This is a genomic window from Streptomyces sp. ISL-100 (assembly GCF_018614615.1).
In the GTDB taxonomy this organism is placed as follows: Bacteria; Actinomycetota; Actinomycetes; order Streptomycetales; family Streptomycetaceae; genus Streptomyces.
The window spans coordinates 1-18,282 of sequence record NZ_JAGGOK010000035.1 but is presented as its reverse complement, the minus strand read 5'-3'; the positions used below and the strand labels follow the sequence as shown (position 1 = coordinate 18,282).

Sequence of the window (18,282 nt, the reverse complement as noted above, 5' to 3'; positions counted from 1 at the left end):
GAAAGCCCCGCAGGGCCAGGGCCAGGGCACGGTCGTTGTCAGTGCCGGGTGCCAGACTCGCACCCATGAGCGATCGCTGGGCCGTCACCGCGACGGACGGAGGTGGGGCGCTGCTCGTGCCGCTGGGGCGGGACGGGCGGCCGGCCGGTGACGTGCGTAAAGAACCCGACCTCGCGACGGCGATCGGCTCCCGCCCGGGCGTCGGCCGCTGGGTGTGGCGCTCCACCGCCGAGATCTACCCGCGCCTGCTCGCCGCAGGCGTCCGCGTAGAGCGGTGCTACGACATCGAGGACGCCGAGTCGCTCCTGCTGGGCCACGAGGGCCGCCACGGCGAACCGCACTCGGCAGCCGCCGCCTGGGCGCGGCTGCACAACCACCCCGTGCCCCCCGACCCCCCGCAGCGCCCCGCCGAGCCCGGCTCCCAGTCCTCGCTCTTCGAGCCGCAGCCGGTCCCGGTGCCGTTCGAGGACCTGCTGGAGGTGTACGCCGATCAGCAGCACAGGCACGGCGCTGCTGAGTACCCCGACCGGATGCGGCTGCTGACCGCCGCCGAGTCGGCGGGGATGCTGGTGGCCGCCGAGATGAACGGCGCGGGGCTGCCGTGGCGGGCGGACGTGCACCGGGCGGTGCTGGACGAACTGCTCGGCGAGCGGTACGCCGGCGGCGGCGACCCGCGCCGCATGGCGGAGCTGACGGACGAGATCTCGGCGGCGTTCGGCAGACGCGTACGGCCCGAGCTGCCCGCCGATGTGATCAAGGCTTTCGCGCAGGCCGGGATCAAGGTGAAGTCCACACGGCGATGGGAGCTGGAGGAGGTCGACCATCCGGCGGTGGAACCGCTGATCGCGTACAAAAAGCTGTACCGGATCTATACGGCGCACGGCTGGGGCTGGCTCCAGGGCTGGGTCCGCGCGGGCAGGTTCAGACCCCAGTACCTGCCGGGCGGCACGATCACCGGCCGGTGGGTCACCAATGGCGGCGGCGCGCTCCAGATCCCGAAGGTGATCCGGCGCGCGGTGATCGCCGACGACGGCTGGCGGCTCGTGGTCGCCGACGCGGACCAGATGGAGCCGCGGGTGCTGGCCGCGATCTCCCGCGACCCGGGGCTGATGGACGTGGCGGGGCAGCCCGGCGACCTCTACAAGGCGGTGTCGGACCGCGCGTTCGCCGGCGACCGCGACATGGCGAAGCTCGCCGTGCTCGGCGCTGTGTACGGGCAGACCTCCGGGGACGGTCTGAAGAATCTGGCCGCGCTGCGAAGACGCTTCCCGCGTGCCGTCGCGTATGTGGACGACGCGGCGCGCGCGGGCGAGGAGAAGCGGCTCGTACGGACGTGGCTGGGCCGGACCTGTCCGCCGGCGGTGGGCTCCGGCGACGAAGGTGAAGCCGGCATTCCGCAGGACGAGCCCGAACAAGCTTCGAGCGGCGGCGAGTTCACGCCGGGGTACGCGTCGTCGAACGCCCGGGCGCGGGGCCGCTTCACCCGTAACTTCGTCGTGCAGGGCAGCGCCGCCGACTGGGCGCTGCTGATGATGGCGGCGCTGCGGCAGAGCCTGAAGGCCGCGGGGCTCCGGGCGGAGCTGGTGTTCTTCCAGCACGACGAAGTGATCGTGCACTGCCCCGCCGAAGAGGCACAGACAGTCGCGGAGGCGATCCGCGCGGCCGGTGATCTGGCCGGGCGGATCGCCTTCGGGGAGACGCCGGTGCGCTTCCCCTTCACGACGGCGGTCGTGGAGTGCTACGCCGACGCGAAGTGAAGTGACGTGACGTGCCGTACGGCGAGGACTACTTCGCCGCCCCCCGCATGCCCTCCAGGTCGTACCACTTGTCGCTGAGTGCGATGGCCCTGAGCTGCTTCATGCTGAGCGCGGGCTCGACGCGGGTGGGGGCGTTGTGATGCGTGTCCGAGTTCAGCGCCGAGATCGTGACACGGTCGCCGTTCTTCCTGAACACGTCGGCCGTCCACATCACGGCACCCGCCACGTCCTTGTCACCCGCGCCACGACGCTCGATGACGGTCGTCCCGTCGGGCAGCGTGGTGACCTCACCGGTCTTCTTCAGGTCGCCCAGCACCGCCCCCATCCCCCGCTGCACCCCCGCCTCGACCAGGCTCTTGCCCTTGCCGTCGTCCACCGTGACGTAGGCGGAATCGACCTGGCCGCCTTCGGTGGACGTCGCCAGGCCCTCGGGCAGCAGCGACTTGAACAGCGTCGAGAATTCGGCGGGATCCGTCTTCGGTGCGTCGGCCGGCTCCTCCACACTCCCGGCCCCCGGCAGGTCATTCAGCGCCTTGTGCCACTTGGGCGAGGTGGCCAGGGCGCCCAATTGCGCCGTGGACAGTGGCGGGTTCGGACGGCTGATGGCCGCGTCCTTCTGCGCCGGGGCGTTCCATTCGCTCACGTCGACGAGGTAGCCCTGCGGCGTGATGACCGTGGCGCGCCAGGACTTCGTGTCCACGCGGCGGTCGGGGTACTCGTACCCCTGGAAAAGCATCAGCGTGGAGCCGTCGTCCAGCTTCTTGCTGCTGCACGCGTCGTGCGGGACGTAGGTCTGGTCCGGGCACTCGATCTGCTGGCGGGAGGACTCCGAACCGGGGTCGACGCGAATCAGGCTGAGCGTGATCGCCGCCTTTCCCTTGCCGTCGTCGATGACGCCGAAGACCGCAGGGCCCAGCTTGTCACCCGTGCCGCGAGCCTCCGCGTCGACCAGCTCTCCGACGGGCAGCACACTCTTGAACGTCTGGATCATGTCGTCGGGGGAGACCGCTCCCGGCCCCGTCCGCCCCTTCGGGGGAGCGGCGGGCGCCGCAGGGGCCACCGGGGCGGGACCCGCCACCGAGACGCCCCCGGTGCCGCCGCCCACCAGTCCGCCCGCGTACGCCCCCACCGTGCCCACCAGTGCGAGCGCCGCCATGCTGCCGGTCACGGCGGCGATGCGCCGGCGCCGCAGGGCGCGGCGGCCGCGGGCCATACCTGCGTCGACGAGCCCGGCGGGGCGCTCGCTGGAGAAGCCGTCGCCGGTTCGGCGGAGCGCGTCACCGAGTTCTTCTTCGAAGGGACCTGAGTGTTCCGAGGGCATGGTGAAACACCACTTCCTGTTCAGTACTGGACGGTATGAAGAGTTAGTGGGAGGCGAACTCGGCGAGACTGCCGCCGAGCTGTTCGCGGAGTTTGCCGAGTGCGCGCACCGATCTGGTGCGTACGGCGGCGGAGCTGACCTTCATCGCATCGGCGGTCTCCTCGATGCTGCGGTCCTCCCAGTACCGCAGCACCACCACCGCCCGGTCCTTCGGCGCCAGCTGGGCGAGCGCGTGGAGCAGCGCCAGCCGCAGGGCCGGGTCGTCCCCCGGCGAGCCGACCGTCGTACCGCCGGTGTCGGGCAGCTCGGCGAGGGGGCGCTCGGCCGACGAGCGGCGGCGCTGATGCGTGAGGAACGTGCGTACGAGAACGGTCTGGGCGTACGCCGCCGGGTTGCCGATCCTGGAGACCCGCCCCCACAGCAGGTACATCCGGCCCAGCGTTTCCTGCACGAGGTCCTCGGCGAGATGGGTGTCGCCGCTGGTCAGCAGGCATGCCGACCGGAACAGGTGGGCGGAGCGGCCTGCCGCGAATTCCCGGAACGCCTCCGTGCGGGACTGGCGCATGTCCTCCCCTTCTTCGTCGGCGTCTGTGTCCGGCAGCTGTGTCCGGTGTCGCCTTCAACCCACTGACGCGGTGGTGGTGAGGAAATGTTTCACCTGTACGGCGGCTCATGACTCGGGCGCCCGTGGGTACCCGCCGCGCATGAGCGCACTCCAGAGCACGAGAACCAGCGAAATCGCCGGCCTCGCGGACCCCCTGGCCGCGAGTGACCTGGTCATCGGCATCGCGCCGTTCATCGCGGGGCTGGTCATCGCGGCTGCTCTGATCGCCGCCGTGTGGTGGGGCATCCGCATCAGGAACCGCGAGCCGTCTCCCCCTACGCCCCAGGAGCAGCCGCACCGGCCGGACGACGCGGGTCCGCCCGAGGTCACGGAGCGCCGGGAACCAGACGAGGTGACGCCACCGGAAGGCGGACGTGGACGACTCCTCCCGCACGAGCTCAGAAACAGCGGCAACGCCTCCGGCAGGCACAGCGAGGCGGACCCGAAGGACCGGCCCCGGTGGGACGAGAACTCCGGTGGTGCGTTCGGCAGCGGAGGCCCCGGCGGCTAGATCGCCGACAGGCGAGACAGCGGTATCCGACCAGAGACTGAAGCCAGAGACCGAAGACAGACAGAAGACGGACAAGAGTGTCGATAAGGAGCACCTGCATGACGGCCCTCAAGAGCACCCTCCCCGAAGCCGCCCGTCAGACCACCGCGGACGCCCTCCAGGGCGCACTGGTGGACCTGCTCGGCCTGTCGCTTCTCGCAAAGCAGGCGCACTGGACGATCGTGGGCCCGCGCTTCCGCTCCATCCACCTCCAGCTCGACGAGGTGGTCGCCTTCGCGCGTTCGTACGCCGACGTCGTCGCGGAACGCTCGTCGGCCATCGGCGTCGCACCGGACGGCCGTGTCGAGACGGTCGCGAAGACCAGTGAGCTTCCCGAACCCGCGAACGGCTGGACCCAGGACAGCGAGGTGGTGGAACTGATCGTCGACGCGCTCGGCACCGTCGGCCTCAGGATGCGGGAGCGGATCGACGCGACCGACAAGCCCGACCCGGTGACCCAGGACATCTTCATCGGGCTCACCGCGGAGCTGGAGAAGCAGCGCTGGATGTTCCAGGCCGAAAACCAGCACTGAGGCCCGCCAGCACTGGCTGAGGCCCACCAGCACTGAGGGAGCCGCACGATGGCCGGGACCGAACGAGCCGCCGGATGGACCGACGGGACGGGACGGGGCAGACAGGGTGAGCTGAACAAGCTCGGCGAGCAGGGTGAGCTCTTGGAGCAGGGTGTCCCGGGCGGACACGGTGATCGCGCCGCACGCCGCGCCTCGACCCCCTCCCGCGCGTCCGCCCGGGACACCGCCCGCATCGCCGCCCGGGTGGCCCTGCCCACACTCGCGGGCGGCGTCGTCATCCGCCGCAAGCAGGGCGTGGCGCTCGCCACCCGCCTCGACGCCGACCGCCACGCCGTGGAACTCCTGAACGAGCTGCGCAGGCGGTACGGTCCCGGCCCGCTGCACCTGCGCCTGGCGGGCCGCGACATCGCGCTGCCGCTCTCCGCCGAGGACGCTCAGCGCGTACTGGAAGAGACACCGGAGCCGTTCAGCCCGGCGGCGCGCGAGAAGCGCGACGCGCTCGGCCACTTCCAGCCGCACGGCGTACTGGTCTCCACGGGCCAGGACCGTGAGGAACGCAGGGCCTTCAACGAGGACGTCCTGGAATCCGGGCGGCACCGCCACCACCTCGCCCCGCACTTCGTACGCACCGTCCGCGAGGAGGCCGACGAGCTGCTCCTCAGAGCCGGGCCGCTGGACTGGGACACCTTCGGCGCGGCCTGGTGGCGGATCGTACGCCGCGTCGTCCTCGGGGACGGGGCGCGCGACGACACCACGCTCACCGACCTCCTCGCGCGGCTGCGCGGCTTCGGCAACTGGGCGTCCCTGATCCCTCCGCGCCTCACCGCCGGCCCGCGCGAGCGCTTCCAGCGCCGGCTGCGCGCCCACCTCGACCGCGCCGAGCCGGGCAGCCTCGCCGAGGCGCTCGCCCGGACGGCCGCCAAGCCGGGCGTCGACCCGGCGGGGCAGGTGCCGCACTGGATGTTCGCGTTCGACGCCGCCGGCATCGCGGCCGCCCGGACGCTGGCGCTGCTGGCGACCCACCCGGCGCAGGAGCAGCAGGTACACAACGAGCTGGCCATACCGGACCTCACCCGCCCGCAACTGCTGCCCTACACGCGGGCGTCCGTCATGGAGTCCGTGCGGCTGTGGCCGACGACGCCGTTCCTGCTGCGCGAGAGCACCCGGCAGACGCGGTGGGGCGAGGGAACTCTGCCGGAGGGCACGGCGTTCCTTGTGTACGCCTCCTACTTCCACCGGGACGGTTCAGCGCCGTACGGTGACCGCTTCGTACCGGAGATCTGGCTGGACGGCACGGCGCAGACCGGCCCCGAGCTGGTGCCGTTCAGCGCGGGACCCGGTGTGTGCCCCGGCGAGGACCTCGTCCTTCTCGTCACGTCGACGCTGGTGGCCGCGCTCATGGAGCGTCACGACTTCCGGTTGCGCGATCCTGGTCGGCTGCGCCCCGACGGCCCACTGCCGTACACCTTCAATCACTTCGCTCTGCGCTTCAGCGTGGTCGCGCGGCATTGAGAGGCATTGACCGGGCCGTTCGAGGGACTCGTACGCCATGGACCACACCCACGCCCCGATACTGGAAGCACTCGACCGCTACCACGAGCGCGGCGAACTGGCCTTCACGCCGCCCGGACACAAACAGGCCCGGGGGGCGGATCCGCTCGCCAGGAAGGTCCTGGGCGACGCGGTGTACCTCTCCGACGTCCTCGCCACCGGCGGCCTCGACGACCACCGCAGCAGCGGCAACGTACTGATGCGCGCGGAGAAGCTGATGGCCGACGCCGTGCACGCCGAGCACACCTTCTTCTCCACCTGCGGGAGTTCGCTGTCCGTCAAGGCGGCCATGCTCTCGGTCGCGCACCCGCACCAGAAGCTCCTGCTGGGCAGGGACGCGCACAAGTCGGTCGTCTCCGGCCTGATCCTCTCCGGCATCGAGCCGGTGTGGGTCGATCCCCAGTGGGACGCGAAGCTGAACCTGGCGCATCCTCCGTCCGCCGCGGACTTCGAGGAAGCGTTCGAGCGCGAGCCCGAGGCGCGCGGCGCCCTCGTCACCAGCCCGACGCCGTACGGGGCTTGCGCCGAGCTGTCCGCCATCGCGGAGCTCTGTCACGCCCGTTCGGTCCCGCTCATCGTCGACGAGGCGTGGGGCGCTCATCTGCCGTTCCACGAGGGGCTGCCGTCGTGGGCGATGGACGCGGGCGCCGACGTCTGCGTGACCAGCATTCACAAGATGGGCAGCGGCCTCGAACAGGGCTCGGTGTTCCATCTGCGGGGCGACCTGATCGACCCGCAGGTACTGAAGTCCCGCGCCGACCTGCTCGGCACCACCAGCCCCTCCGTCATCATCTGGGCCGGACTCGACGGCTGGCGGCGCCAGATGATGACGCAGGGCCACCAGCTGCTGGACGACGTACTGCGGCTCGCCTCCCACGTACGGGCGGAGATCGAGCGGATCCCGGGCCTGCACGTCAACGACCGCGCCGACTTCACCGGTCCGGGGAAGGGCGCCGACTTCGACCCGCTCCCGGTCATCATCGACGTCCAGGCGCTGGGCACGACGGGCTACCGGGCCGCGGACTGGCTGCGCGAGCGGCGCAGTACCGACATGCACCTCATCGACCACCGCCGGATCGGGGCGCAGCTCACGCACGCCGACTCGCGGGCGACGACGGCTCCGCTGCTGGACGCGCTGAAGGATCTCGCCCACCACGCGGAGGAGTTGGCGGGTGCGCCGGTCGTGGAGGTACCGGCGGGGCGTGAGATGCGGCTGGAGCAGACGTGCCTGCCCCGGGACGCGTACTTCGGCGACACCGAGGACGTACCGCTGGAGGAGGCGGTGGGGCGGGTGGCCGCCGAGATGATCACGCCGTATCCGCCTGGGATTCCGGCGGCGCTGCCGGGCGAGCGCCTGACGGAACCGCTGCTGCGCTATCTGCGCACGGGCCTGGACGCGGGCATGAACGTCCCGGATCCGGCGGACCCGGGCCTGAAGACGGTACGCGTGATCGCCGGCCGCGCCTGAGGCGGCCGACGGGCGGTTGTCAGTGGTGGGTGACACGCTGGATTCAAGGAGGATCTTCGACCAAAGGAAGCGTCATGATCACCACCGACTTCGTGCCCGGTTCGCCTTGCTGGATCGACCTGGGCTCCCCCGATGTCCCCGCCACGGCCGACTTCTACCGCACGGTCTTCAACTGGGAGTTCCAGAGCTACGGCCCGCCGGACGCACAGGACGCCAACGACTTCGGCATGCTGAAGCGCGACGGCAAGGACATCGCCGGAATCGGGAAGCTCACCGAGGAAGGGGCCCGCCCAGCCTGGATGATCTACTTCTGTACGCCGGACGCCGACGCCACCACCGGGGCCGTCGAACGGTTGGGCGGCAAGGTGCGGGTCGCCCCGATGGACGCCGACGGCGAGGGGCGGATGGCTCAGTACACCGACCCGCAGGGTGGTCAGTTCGCCGTCTGGCAGCCGGGCAAGACCAAGGGCATGGAGGCCGCTGACCAGCCGGGCACCCTGTGCTGGACGGAGCTCTACACCACCGACGCGGCCGCGGCGAAGGAGTTCTACGGCAGCCTCTTCGGCTGGACCACCCAGGATATGGAACTGCCGGGCGGCGGCGGAACGTACTCAATGATCACCCCCGCCGGCCAGCCCGAGGAGCGCATGCACGGTGGCCTGATGGAACTCCCGCCGGACGCACTCACACTGACCGGCGGAAAGCCCTACTGGCACCCCGTGTTCGCGGTCGAGGACTGCGATGAGACCGTCGCGAAGGTCACCAGTAACGGCGGCAGCGTGCAGATGGGCCCGGAGGACGCCGAAGGCGTCGGACGGCTGGCTGTCTGCGTCGATCCGAACGGTGCGGACTTCGTGGTGCTCACCCCGTCCACGCCGATGCCGGCCTGAGAGGCCAGGGGCTGACACCCGGGGCTGACACCCGGGAAAGCAAGGGTCCAGGCCGGCCATGTGCCGACCCGGACTCCGGCGGCGTGGTGCGCAGCGCGCTCAAGCGGCGTACCGCTGCCTGAAGCAGCCGCAGTACGTCGCGCGCGCTGCGCGTGTCCAGCGCACCGGTCGGCTCGTCCGCGAAGACCACGCTGGGCTCGGTGACCAGCGCCCGCGCGATGGCGACGCGCTGGCGCTGCCCGCCGGACAACTGGTCAGGGCGGTGGCCCAGACGGTCTCCGAGACCGACCTGGGTGAGGATGTCCCGCGCCCGGTCCCGGTCGACGCGGCGGCCGGCGAGCCTCAGCGGAAGGGTGGTGTTCTGCGCGACGGTGAGGGTCGGCAGCAAGTTGTACTGCTGTAAGACGAAGCCGATCCGCTGCCGCCGGAACTTCGTCAGCTCCCCCTCGCTGCCGCCGGTCATCTCCTCGCCGTCGACCATGACTAGCCGCAGGGCTTCGGCCGCCCTGCGGGTGTGCTCCTGCTTTGTGCGGCGGAACATCCTCATCACTCCCTCGTGGCACGTGCTGTGCCGTCGGAATTGACGCTACGGACGGGGAGGAGCGGTGCCGATGGCCGTAGACATTGGGTGACGGTGTACCTGGGTACACCGTCACCCGGCCCTGCGGACGCTCACCGGATGCTTGATTTTGTTCGTAACAGGGTTCCTGCGAACACCTATTGACATGTAACTGACGATCCAGCCAGAGTCGACCCCGCAAGTGATGCCGGTCACGTCACGAGGAGCGTTGTCGCCATGCCCGAAATCCCCGCAGTCTCACGTCGCTTGCTACTGGGAGGAACGCTGGCCACCGGAGCGCTCGCAGCCGGAATCGGCGCGGCCGCACCCGTCGCTGCCGCGCCCGCGGCCGCCATGGCTGCCGCGGGCGACGCCGTCTCCGCCGCGACTCCCGGCCGCAGACCCGGTCAGAAGTCGATGATCAACGTGCCGTTCGAGCCCTACAAGACCGTCCGCGTCGGCGTGATCGGCCTCGGCAACCGCGGATCCGGAATGACCACGGGCTGGTCCGTGATCCCGGGCTGCGTCGTGGCCGCCGTCTGCGACATCCGCGCCGACCGTGCCAAGCGCACAGCCGACCAGCTGGTCGCGAAAGGCAAGCCGCGCCCGGCGGAGTACGGCGGCTCGGCCGACTCGTACGCCGAAATGCTCAAGCGCGACGACATCGACCTCGTGTACATCGCGACGCCCTGGGAGTTCCACTACGAGCAGGGCAAGGCCGCTCTGCTGGCGGACAAGCACGTCGTCGTCGAGCTGCCCATCGCGACCGAACTCCGCGAGCTGTGGGACCTCGTGGACACCTCGGAGCGCACCCGCAGGAACCTGATGCTGTCCGAGAACTGCAGCTACGGCCGCAACGAGCTCGCGATGCTCAAGGCGGCGCACGAGGGCCTGTTCGGCGACATCACCAACGGCCACGGCGGCTACCTGCACGACCTGCGCGCGCTGCTCTTCTCCAACACGTACTACACCGACTCCTGGCGCCGGCTCTGGCACACCCGCAGCACCGCGTCCTTCTACGCCATGCACGGGCTGGCCCCGATCGCGGCGGCCATGGACATCAACCGCGGCGACCGCATGACGACGCTGAAGGCGACCGCGACCGCGCCGAAGGGACTCGCCGACTACCGGGAGCGTTTCGTCCCCAGGTCGCACCCGTCGTGGAACGAGACGTACATCAACGGCGACCTGGTGACCTGCGCGATCGAGACCGCGAAAGGCCGCACCATCCGGGCCGAGCACGAAGTGAGTTCGCCCCGCCCCTACAGCCGCATCAACTCCATCGCCGGGTCCCGCGGGATCTTCGAGGACTACGCGGGTACGTCGACGACGGGCGGCCGCATCTACGTCGAGCCGGACCACGGCGGCCACTCCTGGCGCGACTTCGACACGTACCGCAAGGAATTCGACCACTGGCTGTGGAAGAAGATCGGCGACGACGCCGCGAACAACGGCGGCCACGGCGGCATGGACTACGTCCTGCAGTGGCGCACGGTGCAGCTGATGCGCGCGGGGCTGGTCCCGGACATCGACGTATACGACTCTGCGGCCTGGTGCGCGCCGGTTCCGCTGAGCGTCATGTCCCTGGCGGACAAGGGCCGTCCGGTCGCGATACCGGACTTCACACGCGGCGGCTGGGTCAACCTGCGCCCCGGCCTCGACTCGCGCACCAGCGACATGCCCCCCGTTTCCTGACCAGTCGGCCACTCGAAGGAGCACGTCATGAGATCAGCAAGGCTGATCAATCCGCTCAGAGCCGTGGCGGTCGCGGTGGCGGGCGCGGTCATGTTCGTCCCCGCCCAGTCGGCGGCAGCGGCGCCGGCCGGGCCGGAGGCGCCCGCGGCCGCCAGGACCGAGGTGACGATCTCGCCCGTTGACCTCGACGGTCCGGCCATCTCGACGGTGAAGGTGACCGTCAAGAACGCCGGTCCGCAGCACATGCGTTCACTGAAGGTGTCGTTCGCCGGACCGGTCGGCTGGGCGGTCCAGCCGTCCGTACGCGCCGTGGACGGCTCCCTCGCGACGGGCGCCTCGGCCAGCACGACGTTCCAGATCCAAGTCCCCGCGAAGCGGCCGGGTTTCGTGATCCGTACGTTCACGGCGACCGCGACGTACCAGGGCGGGGACGGCGAGGGCACAGCCACCGGCACCCGCTCCGAGCGGTCCGGGACTCCGCAGGCGAGCCTGTCGGCGGCGTACAACAATGTGGCGATCACCGACGAGTCCGCGACGAAGGCGGGTAATTACGACGGTGAGGGCAACAGCTTCTCGGCGCAGAAGCTCGCCGCGGTCGGCCTGGCGCCCGGAGCCACGGTCAACGCCCTCGGCGCCAAGCTGACATGGCCGAACGTGCCGGCCGGCACGAAGGACAACGTGGCGAGCTCCGGGCAGGCCATCACGCTGGGCGGCAAGGGCAGCAAGCTGGTGTTCCTCGGCTCGGGCGTCACCAGCGGGGCGACGGGCAATGCCACCGTCCACTACACCGACGGAACTTCCGGCACGGGGTCTTTCGGCTTCCCCAACTGGTCGTTCGACCCGGTCACCGCGCACGGCGCGACGCTGGTCAAGTCGACCGACGGCCGCAACCGGCAGGACGGATACGGCAACGCGACGGTGAAGTACAGCGTGTTCGCGAACTCGGTGGCGCTGGACCCGGCCAAGACGGTCGAGTTCGTGGTCCTGCCCGCGAACGCCAACGTCCACATCTTCGACATGGCGATCGCGCCCTGAGTGGGAAGGGGGGCTGGCGTGGGTGCCCTGCGGGCCAGCCCCCTGGGCACCTTCAGCCCCTCCGGCGTTTGAGGAGCGGGGACTGGGGCAGAGCCCCAGCTTCGGGAAGGCGCGGGTAGGGGAAAGCCCCGCAGGACACGCCCGCCCGCACCCCGCACCCCGCACCCCGCACCTAGACAGTGATCACCTTGATCCCGGCATCGGTGAGCCGGCCCGCCGCCTCCCCCGAGATCGCCGAGTCCGTCACCACAACATCGATACGATCCAGCCCGCAGATCCGGGCAAACGCCCGCTTCCCCATCTTCGACGAATCAGTCACAACGATCACCCGGTGCGCCCGCTCCGCGAACAGCCGGCTGACACTCGCCTCGTCCTCCTGATGCGCCATGATCCCCAGATCCGGATCCACCCCGTCGACGCCGAGTATGACGACGTCCAGCACGACCTCGTGGAGTACGCCCGTGGTCAACGGCCCGACCAGCTCGTACGTCTGCGGCCGCGCCACCCCACCCGTAACCACGATCTTGATCTGCGGCCGCACCGCCAGCTCACCCGCGATGTTCAGCGCATTGGTGACCACGGTCAAAACGGGCCCGGCAGCGAAACCAGCACCACCACCAGCCGCGCCCGCGCCGGAATCGCGCCGACCGCCACCACTACCCCCGGCCCGCAACGCCAGCGCCCGCGCCACCTCGGTAGTCGTCGTGCCACCGTTGAGGCCCACCACATCCCCGTCGGCGACCAGTTCGGCCACCGCCGCCGCGATCCGCTGCTTCTCGGACGCATGGCGCGAGGACTTGTACCGCAGGGGCAGCTCGTACGACACCCCGTGCGCGATCGCCCCGCCCCGGGTCCGCACGAGCATCTGCTGCTCGGCGAGTTCGTCGAGATCGCGCCGGATCGTCGCGGCGGAGACCTCCAACGTACTGGCGGCCTCCTCGACTTCCAGCCTTCCCTCGGCGGCCAGCAGCTCCAGCAACGCGCTCCACCGCTCATGTTTCGACATGCGGTCGGACTCCTTCACAACATGGACTGCGAGTTCAGCATCGTGGATACTTCGCCACACGCCGGGCTGACGCTCGAAGCTGCTCGGAACGGCGGCCTTCCAAGCAATTTCAAGCAAGCAAGTTCAATCATATGGGGGTACGCCCAATGTCCACCGCAGGTTCCTCCGCCTCCCACACCTCCCGCACCTCGACCGAGATCGCCACTCAACCTGCCACATGGGCCCAGGCGGCCGAGTCGCTCCCGCTCCACACGGACGCCCTGCCCCGCCGCGGCGAGCGCGTCGCCGTGATCGGCTGCGGCACGTCCTGGTTCATGGCCCAGGCGTACGCCGTACTGCGCGAGAGCGGCGGCCACGGCGAGACCGACGCCTTCGCCGCCTCGGAGTTCCCGTACCGCGACGGCTACGACCGGGTCCTGGCGATCACCCGTTCCGGCACCACCACGGAGGTCCTGGAGGTACTCCGCCGCGTGAAGGGAACCATCCCCACCGGCGCGATCACAGCCGACCCCGAAACGCCCGTAATGGAAGCGGCGGACGCCATCGCCGTACTGGACTTCGCCGACGAGGAGTCGGTGGTGCAGACCCGCTTCGCCACCACCGTCCTCGCCCTGCTGCGCGCCCACCTGGAGGCGGAGGACGCCCTTCCGACCGGCGTACGCCCGCTCTCGGAGGCGATCCAGGACGCCGAGCTCGCCGTCACCGTGCCGTTGGCCGCCGAGGTGCTCGGTGCCGAGCAGTTCACCTTCCTCGGCACCGGCTGGACGTACGGTCTCGCACTGGAGGCGGGGCTCAAGATGCGGGAGGCGGCGGGCGCCTGGACCGAGGCGTACCCAGCCATGGAGTACCGGCACGGGCCGATCAGCATCACCGGCCCCGGTCGCGTGGCCTGGATCTTCGGCGCGCTGCCGGACGGCCTGGCGGAGGACATCCGGAGCGTCGGCGGCACGATGACCGCCGAATCCGGGAGCAACGCCGACGGCGTCCTGGACCCGCTGGCCGACCTGATCCGCGCTCAGCGCCTGGCGGTCGCGCTCGCCGAGTCCCGTGGCTACGACCCGGACAAACCCCGCAACCTCACCCGGTCCGTGGTCCTGGAAAGCGGCACGGCGTAGCACCGTCGCTCCTTCGCAGCGGATACACCGTACGGTCGCGCCAGCCGTCACCGTCCCGGACGATCAGGTGGACCGCCCCTACCCGGGCGGTCACCGGCAGGGCGGGCGCGCACTCCGCCTCCAGGGCGTCGTACGCGCGCTGCCAGGTCTCGGGGCCCTCATGGTTGGCGAGCGTCAGATGGGGGTCGAGCCCCTCACCGAACAGTCCCCGGTACGGCACCGCTTCGGGCCAGCGCCCGGTGAGTTCCTTGGTGAGCGCCCGTACCGGATCGGCCGGCCGAGGTTCGAGGAACAGAACACCGGGGTACCGACCGAACTCGGCGAACGTCAGCTCGAAGGCGTCGTACGACCCGAACAGGTCCAGCAGTTCACCGTGCACCCGCCCGTCTATCCGGCTCTCGTGCAAGAACGGGTAGAGCACCGTGACATGAGCGGGAAATCCGGCCTTCACGAGCGGATCGGCCTCGGGGACCTTGATGGTCAGAGCCGTGTCCCCGGCGACATCCGCCCACCCCACTGCCCCGCCCCCGCTCTCCCGGTGAGCACCAAGAGAACCACGTCACCGGCGCGACCGCCGTCGGTCGCTCCGGTGACGCGTCTCACGAAACTGGATGTCCGCCCGGCGGTCAGACTCCGATGGGAAAGCGTTCCCACACCCGATGCCGCCCCAGAAGCTGGGTCAGCTGCTCCAGCGTGCCGGTGGCGCTGTCGCCGGTCACCACGCCCGGCGCACCGACGGGAACGCCCGCGGATTCCAGGACCCGTTCGGCGCCCGCCCAGCCACCGATGGCCTTGCCGTGCCGGAACGCCTCCAGCAGCATGAGCTGCACGCGTGGATCGGTAGCCGCGCCGGCCGGCGCCACCGCCTCGGCGGCCTTGGCGTCCCGTACGCCGTACGCGTCACTGCCGATCCCGGGCACTGCGACCACCAGAAGGGCGTCGTACTCGACGGACCGGGCCGTGACGTAGGTGCGCTGGACCGCGACCGGCTCGCCGCCACCCTCCAGCTTGCCGCCCGCCGGGGCGATCACCAGCGGGACCATCCCGGCGTCCAGCACCGCCTGCCGCACCGACCGCACTCCGTCCAGGTCGCCGTCGGCGTCGGCGATGATCCCGATGATGCGTCCGTCCAGCGGCCAGGTCTGCCCGAGCTGGGACAGGGCCGGGCTCGGCGCGGGGGTCGTCAGCGTCACAGTGGCGGCCGGCGCCGGCAGACCGAGTCCCATCGCCACCTGCTCACACAGCTCCGGGTCGATGTTGGCGAGCACCTTCAGCCCGCGCTCCTTGATGGCCGGTTCGTAACACTTGCCCAGCTCGAAGGTGTAAGCCGCGATGATGTGCTCGCGCTCGACGGGCGTCATGCTGAGCCAGAACAGCCGGGGCTGGCTGAAGTGGTCCGCGAAGGACGCCGGCGCCTCGCGGACCTTCTTCGCCGCCGGCACCTCCCGGGGCACCTCGATGTACGCCCCGGTGTCCGCGCCCGCCTGGAACGGACAGCCGCCGTCGAGCGAGTTGGGCCGGTAGGGGGCGGCGCCGGTGTGTACGGCCGTCTGGTGCATGCCGTCGCGCAGCATGTCGTTGACCGGCGCGTGGGTGCGATTGACGGGAATCTGGGCGAAGTTGGGCCCGCCGAGACGGGTGATCTGCGTATCCAGGTACGAGAAGAGCCGGCCGCTGAGCAGCGGGTCGTCGGTGATGTCAATGCCGGGCACGAGATGCCCGGGATGGAAGGCGACCTGCTCGGTCTCGGCGAAGAAGTTCGACGGGTTGGCATTGAGCGTCAGCAGCCCGATCGGCTGTACGGGCGCCAGCTCCTCCGGGACGATGTTCGTCGGGTCGAGCAGGTCGATGCCCTCGAACACCTGCTCCGGGGTGTCGGGAAAGGTCTGGATGCCCAGCTCCCACTGCGGATGGGCACCGGCCTCGATCGCGTCGGCGAGGTCCCGGCGGTGGAAGTCGGGATCCATGCCGTTGATGAGCTGCGCCTCTTCCCACACCAGCGAATGCACACCGAGCTTGGGCTTCCAGTGGAACTTCACCAGCGTCGTCGCGCCTTCGGCGTTGACCAGCCGGAAGGTGTGGACGCCGAAGCCCTCCATCATCCGGAAGGAACGCGGGATTCCACGGTCCGACATGTTCCACAGGGTGTGGTGGGTCGCCTCGGTGTGCAGGGTGACGAAGTCCCAGAACGTGTCGTGCGCGCTCTGCGCCTGCGGAATCTCCCGGTCCGGATGCGGCTTCCCGGCGTGGATGATGTCGGGGAACTTGATCGCGTCCTGAATGAAAAAGACGGGAATGTTGTTGGCGACGAGGTCGAACGTTCCCTCGTTCGTATAGAACTTCGTCGCGAAACCACGCGTGTCCCGCACGGTGTCCGAAGAACCGCGCGACCCGAGCACGGTCGAGAACCGCGTGAACACCGGCGTCTCGACGCCCTTCCCGAGAAAGCCCGCCTTGGTGATCTGCGCGGCGGTCCCGTACCCCTTGAAGACACCGTGCGCAGCGGCGCCCCGCGCGTGCACGACCCGCTCCGGGATGCGCTCGTGATCGAAATGCGTGATCTTCTCGCGCAGGTGATGGTCCTGAAGCAGCACAGGCCCTCGGTTGCCGGCCTTCAGGGAGTGATCGGTGTCGTACAGGCGAGCGCCCTGAGCCGTGGTCAGGTACGCGTCACCCTGAGCCATGTCGGCTTGAGCCGCGCCGGTGGGCCTGCCCGTGGGGCTGACCGTCTCCGGGCCGCTCTGGTCGGGCTTGGGCGGCAGCGGAGCCCGAGGGTCGGTCGGCTCGTCGACCGGCGGCGACTCGGAACCGGGCCGGCCGGGAATGCCGTCCCGCGGACCACCGCTACCGCGCAACACCTCGGCGGCCTTCGCCGCTGCCGATTTCAGCGGATTCTTCTCGCTCATCTGGTCTCCAACCGTGTGGGGGCAACGTCACAGCTATGACCCGGACCACAGAAGAGGAAACGACACCCCGACCCCGCGGCGGCACGCACCAGGACCTGTGACGGCGCCCGCCCGAGTACCCACCCCCCAATCCCCGAACCAGCCGAATTCACTCGCCGGGGCCCCTGTTGTCGCCCGGTCGAGGCACGCACATGAATGGACGCTGCCGACCAGAGGCGTCGTACGCCGTCATGGCGGAGGGGGAAGCGTGTGCGGAGTTCGCGGCAGAAAAGCAAAAGCCCCAGGTCACGGCGAGTGAGTCCTGAGGCTTCTACAGAGCCGCCTTCGGGATTCGAACCCGAGACCTACGCATTACGAGTTGTCCGATCTTGGTCCGGGGGGCATCCGCGGACGTCTGCGAACAGGGCTCCGTGCCTGGTGAGAGAACATGCCGGACCTTGATGGACAACGGCGGACGGGCGTGGAACCAACGGTGACTGAGACCACGACTGAGACCGCGAGCGCCCAACGCTCGCGTCCCGCATCCGTCCGGCGCTCCCGGCCTCTCGGCAGTCGTCGAAGGGCAGTGGGAAACACGACAGCCCCCGACCAGGTTGGCTGGTCAGGGGCCGTTCGCCCGCAGCGGGCGTGCGACAGCGCCCACGGCAACTCACACCACGACGGCTTTCAAGAGCGTTGCCCTGTGCGCGTCCCCACGTAACAGTGACCTGCCCGAACGTCGCCCTAGTCACTCTCGGCTCGTATGCGATGCGGCTTCAGGATGCTTCCGCAACAAGATCACGAGATCCGGCACGTCGCAGGGGTGTTTTGAGGTATTTCATACTAATCTCCTGTAACTGTACGAAGTCGATCTATCGCAGATCGCACCCACCTCACTCCACCGGAGATGACATGTACAAGCTTCGCAAGGCTGCCGTCCTGGTCGCCGCCCTCGCCAGCGTCGGACTCCTGGGTGCCGGCACTGCCCACGCCGACGGGGGTCCGCACGGCCACGGCAAGGGTGGCGACCACTTCAAGATCAAGCAGGGCTCCAAGTGCAAGTCGCACGACCTGAACGTCGACGTCCTCGGTGAGGTCGGCATCCTCAACGGCCTGTTGGGCAACGCGCTCAACGGCGAGGGCAACCCGGGTGCACAGGACACCCACCTCGGTTCCACCATGGGCTGCAACAACAGCGCCTTCTAAGCCCGTGTCCGGCGGATCGTCGGGGACCGATCACCAGCACCGGACGGACGCCCGGCGCCGATACGGACATGGTCCGCCGGACACTCTCTAGTGCGTTGGCCACGAAC

15 protein-coding genes and 1 pseudogene are annotated in these 18,282 nt (G+C 69.9%); 10 read left to right on the top strand and 6 right to left on the bottom strand.

Annotated elements, in window-relative coordinates; all coding sequences use genetic code 11:
* Positions 1 to 65: 65 nt before the first annotated feature.
* Positions 66 to 1,757, top strand: a complete 1,692-nt coding sequence (locus tag J7E89_RS15400) for a bifunctional 3'-5' exonuclease/DNA polymerase (RefSeq protein ID WP_214973871.1) — start codon at positions 66 to 68, stop codon at positions 1,755 to 1,757.
* A 28-nt stretch (positions 1,758 to 1,785) separates the two neighbouring features.
* On the opposite strand, the gene J7E89_RS15395 is transcribed toward J7E89_RS15400, so the two are convergent.
* A complete protein-coding gene (locus J7E89_RS15395) occupies positions 1,786 to 3,078 on the bottom strand; it encodes a hypothetical protein (RefSeq protein WP_214973870.1) in 1,293 nt (430 codons plus the stop codon).
* Between the two features lie 43 nt (positions 3,079 to 3,121).
* Complete coding sequence (locus J7E89_RS15390) at positions 3,122 to 3,643, bottom strand: SigE family RNA polymerase sigma factor (protein WP_214973869.1); 522 nt, start codon at positions 3,641 to 3,643, stop codon at positions 3,122 to 3,124.
* A 139-nt stretch (positions 3,644 to 3,782) separates the two neighbouring features.
* Here J7E89_RS15390 and J7E89_RS15385 point away from each other — a divergent pair, with 139 nt between their 5' ends.
* From J7E89_RS15385 to J7E89_RS15365, 5 genes are all read left to right on the top strand, one after another.
* Positions 3,783 to 4,193 carry a DUF6479 family protein gene (locus tag J7E89_RS15385; protein ID WP_251060592.1) on the top strand — a complete coding sequence of 137 codons (411 nt, stop codon included), beginning with the start codon at positions 3,783 to 3,785 and terminating at the stop codon, positions 4,191 to 4,193.
* Positions 4,194 to 4,291: 98 nt separating this feature from the next.
* Complete coding sequence (locus J7E89_RS15380) at positions 4,292 to 4,765, top strand: Dps family protein (RefSeq protein WP_214973868.1); 474 nt, start codon at positions 4,292 to 4,294, stop codon at positions 4,763 to 4,765.
* 48 nt (positions 4,766 to 4,813) lie between these two features.
* Positions 4,814 to 6,277 carry a cytochrome P450 gene (locus J7E89_RS15375; RefSeq protein WP_214973866.1) on the top strand — a complete coding sequence of 488 codons (1,464 nt, stop codon included), beginning with the start codon at positions 4,814 to 4,816 and terminating at the stop codon, positions 6,275 to 6,277.
* Positions 6,278 to 6,314: 37 nt separating this feature from the next.
* On the top strand, positions 6,315 to 7,784 hold the full coding sequence (locus J7E89_RS15370) for an aminotransferase class I/II-fold pyridoxal phosphate-dependent enzyme (RefSeq protein ID WP_214973864.1): 1,470 nt from the start codon (positions 6,315 to 6,317) through the stop codon (positions 7,782 to 7,784).
* Positions 7,785 to 7,858: 74 nt separating this feature from the next.
* Positions 7,859 to 8,674, top strand: coding sequence for a VOC family protein (locus J7E89_RS15365; RefSeq protein WP_214973862.1), 816 nt, complete (start codon positions 7,859 to 7,861; stop codon positions 8,672 to 8,674).
* A gap of 106 nt (positions 8,675 to 8,780) precedes the next feature.
* On the opposite strand, the pseudogene J7E89_RS15360 reads toward J7E89_RS15365, so the two are convergent.
* Positions 8,781 to 9,161 (bottom strand): annotated as a pseudogene (locus J7E89_RS15360) (ABC transporter ATP-binding protein); the annotation flags it as partial.
* A 309-nt stretch (positions 9,162 to 9,470) separates the two neighbouring features.
* Here J7E89_RS15360 and J7E89_RS15355 point away from each other — a divergent pair.
* Both J7E89_RS15355 and J7E89_RS15350 read left to right on the top strand, forming a co-directional pair.
* Positions 9,471 to 10,928 carry a Gfo/Idh/MocA family protein gene (locus tag J7E89_RS15355; RefSeq protein ID WP_214973857.1) on the top strand — a complete coding sequence of 486 codons (1,458 nt, stop codon included), beginning with the start codon at positions 9,471 to 9,473 and terminating at the stop codon, positions 10,926 to 10,928.
* Between the two features lie 27 nt (positions 10,929 to 10,955).
* On the top strand, positions 10,956 to 11,963 hold the full coding sequence (locus J7E89_RS15350) for an NEW3 domain-containing protein (protein ID WP_214973854.1): 1,008 nt from the start codon (positions 10,956 to 10,958) through the stop codon (positions 11,961 to 11,963).
* Positions 11,964 to 12,135: 172 nt separating this feature from the next.
* On the opposite strand, the gene J7E89_RS15345 is transcribed toward J7E89_RS15350, so the two are convergent.
* Positions 12,136 to 12,969, bottom strand: coding sequence for a DeoR/GlpR family DNA-binding transcription regulator (locus tag J7E89_RS15345; protein WP_214973852.1), 834 nt, complete (start codon positions 12,967 to 12,969; stop codon positions 12,136 to 12,138).
* Positions 12,970 to 13,115: 146 nt separating this feature from the next.
* On the opposite strand from J7E89_RS15345, the gene J7E89_RS15340 reads away from it, so the two are divergent.
* Positions 13,116 to 14,084 (top strand): SIS domain-containing protein, encoded by a 969-nt coding sequence (locus tag J7E89_RS15340; protein ID WP_214973849.1) that lies wholly within the window; start codon positions 13,116 to 13,118, stop codon positions 14,082 to 14,084.
* On the opposite strand, the gene J7E89_RS15335 is transcribed toward J7E89_RS15340, so the two are convergent.
* The gene (locus J7E89_RS15335; protein ID WP_214973848.1) at positions 14,047 to 14,601 is read right to left on the bottom strand and encodes a 2'-5' RNA ligase family protein; all 555 of its coding nucleotides are present in this window, start codon (positions 14,599 to 14,601) and stop codon (positions 14,047 to 14,049) included. The two genes, J7E89_RS15340 and J7E89_RS15335, sit on opposite strands and share 38 nt — an antisense overlap.
* 109 nt (positions 14,602 to 14,710) lie before the next feature.
* On the bottom strand, positions 14,711 to 16,990 hold the full coding sequence (locus J7E89_RS15330; RefSeq protein WP_214973846.1) for a catalase: 2,280 nt from the start codon (positions 16,988 to 16,990) through the stop codon (positions 14,711 to 14,713).
* Between the two features lie 891 nt (positions 16,991 to 17,881).
* On the opposite strand from J7E89_RS15330, the gene J7E89_RS15325 reads away from it, so the two are divergent.
* Positions 17,882 to 18,175 carry a hypothetical protein gene (locus J7E89_RS15325; protein WP_214973844.1) on the top strand — a complete coding sequence of 98 codons (294 nt, stop codon included), beginning with the start codon at positions 17,882 to 17,884 and terminating at the stop codon, positions 18,173 to 18,175.
* The last annotated feature ends 107 nt before the right edge of the window (positions 18,176 to 18,282 follow it).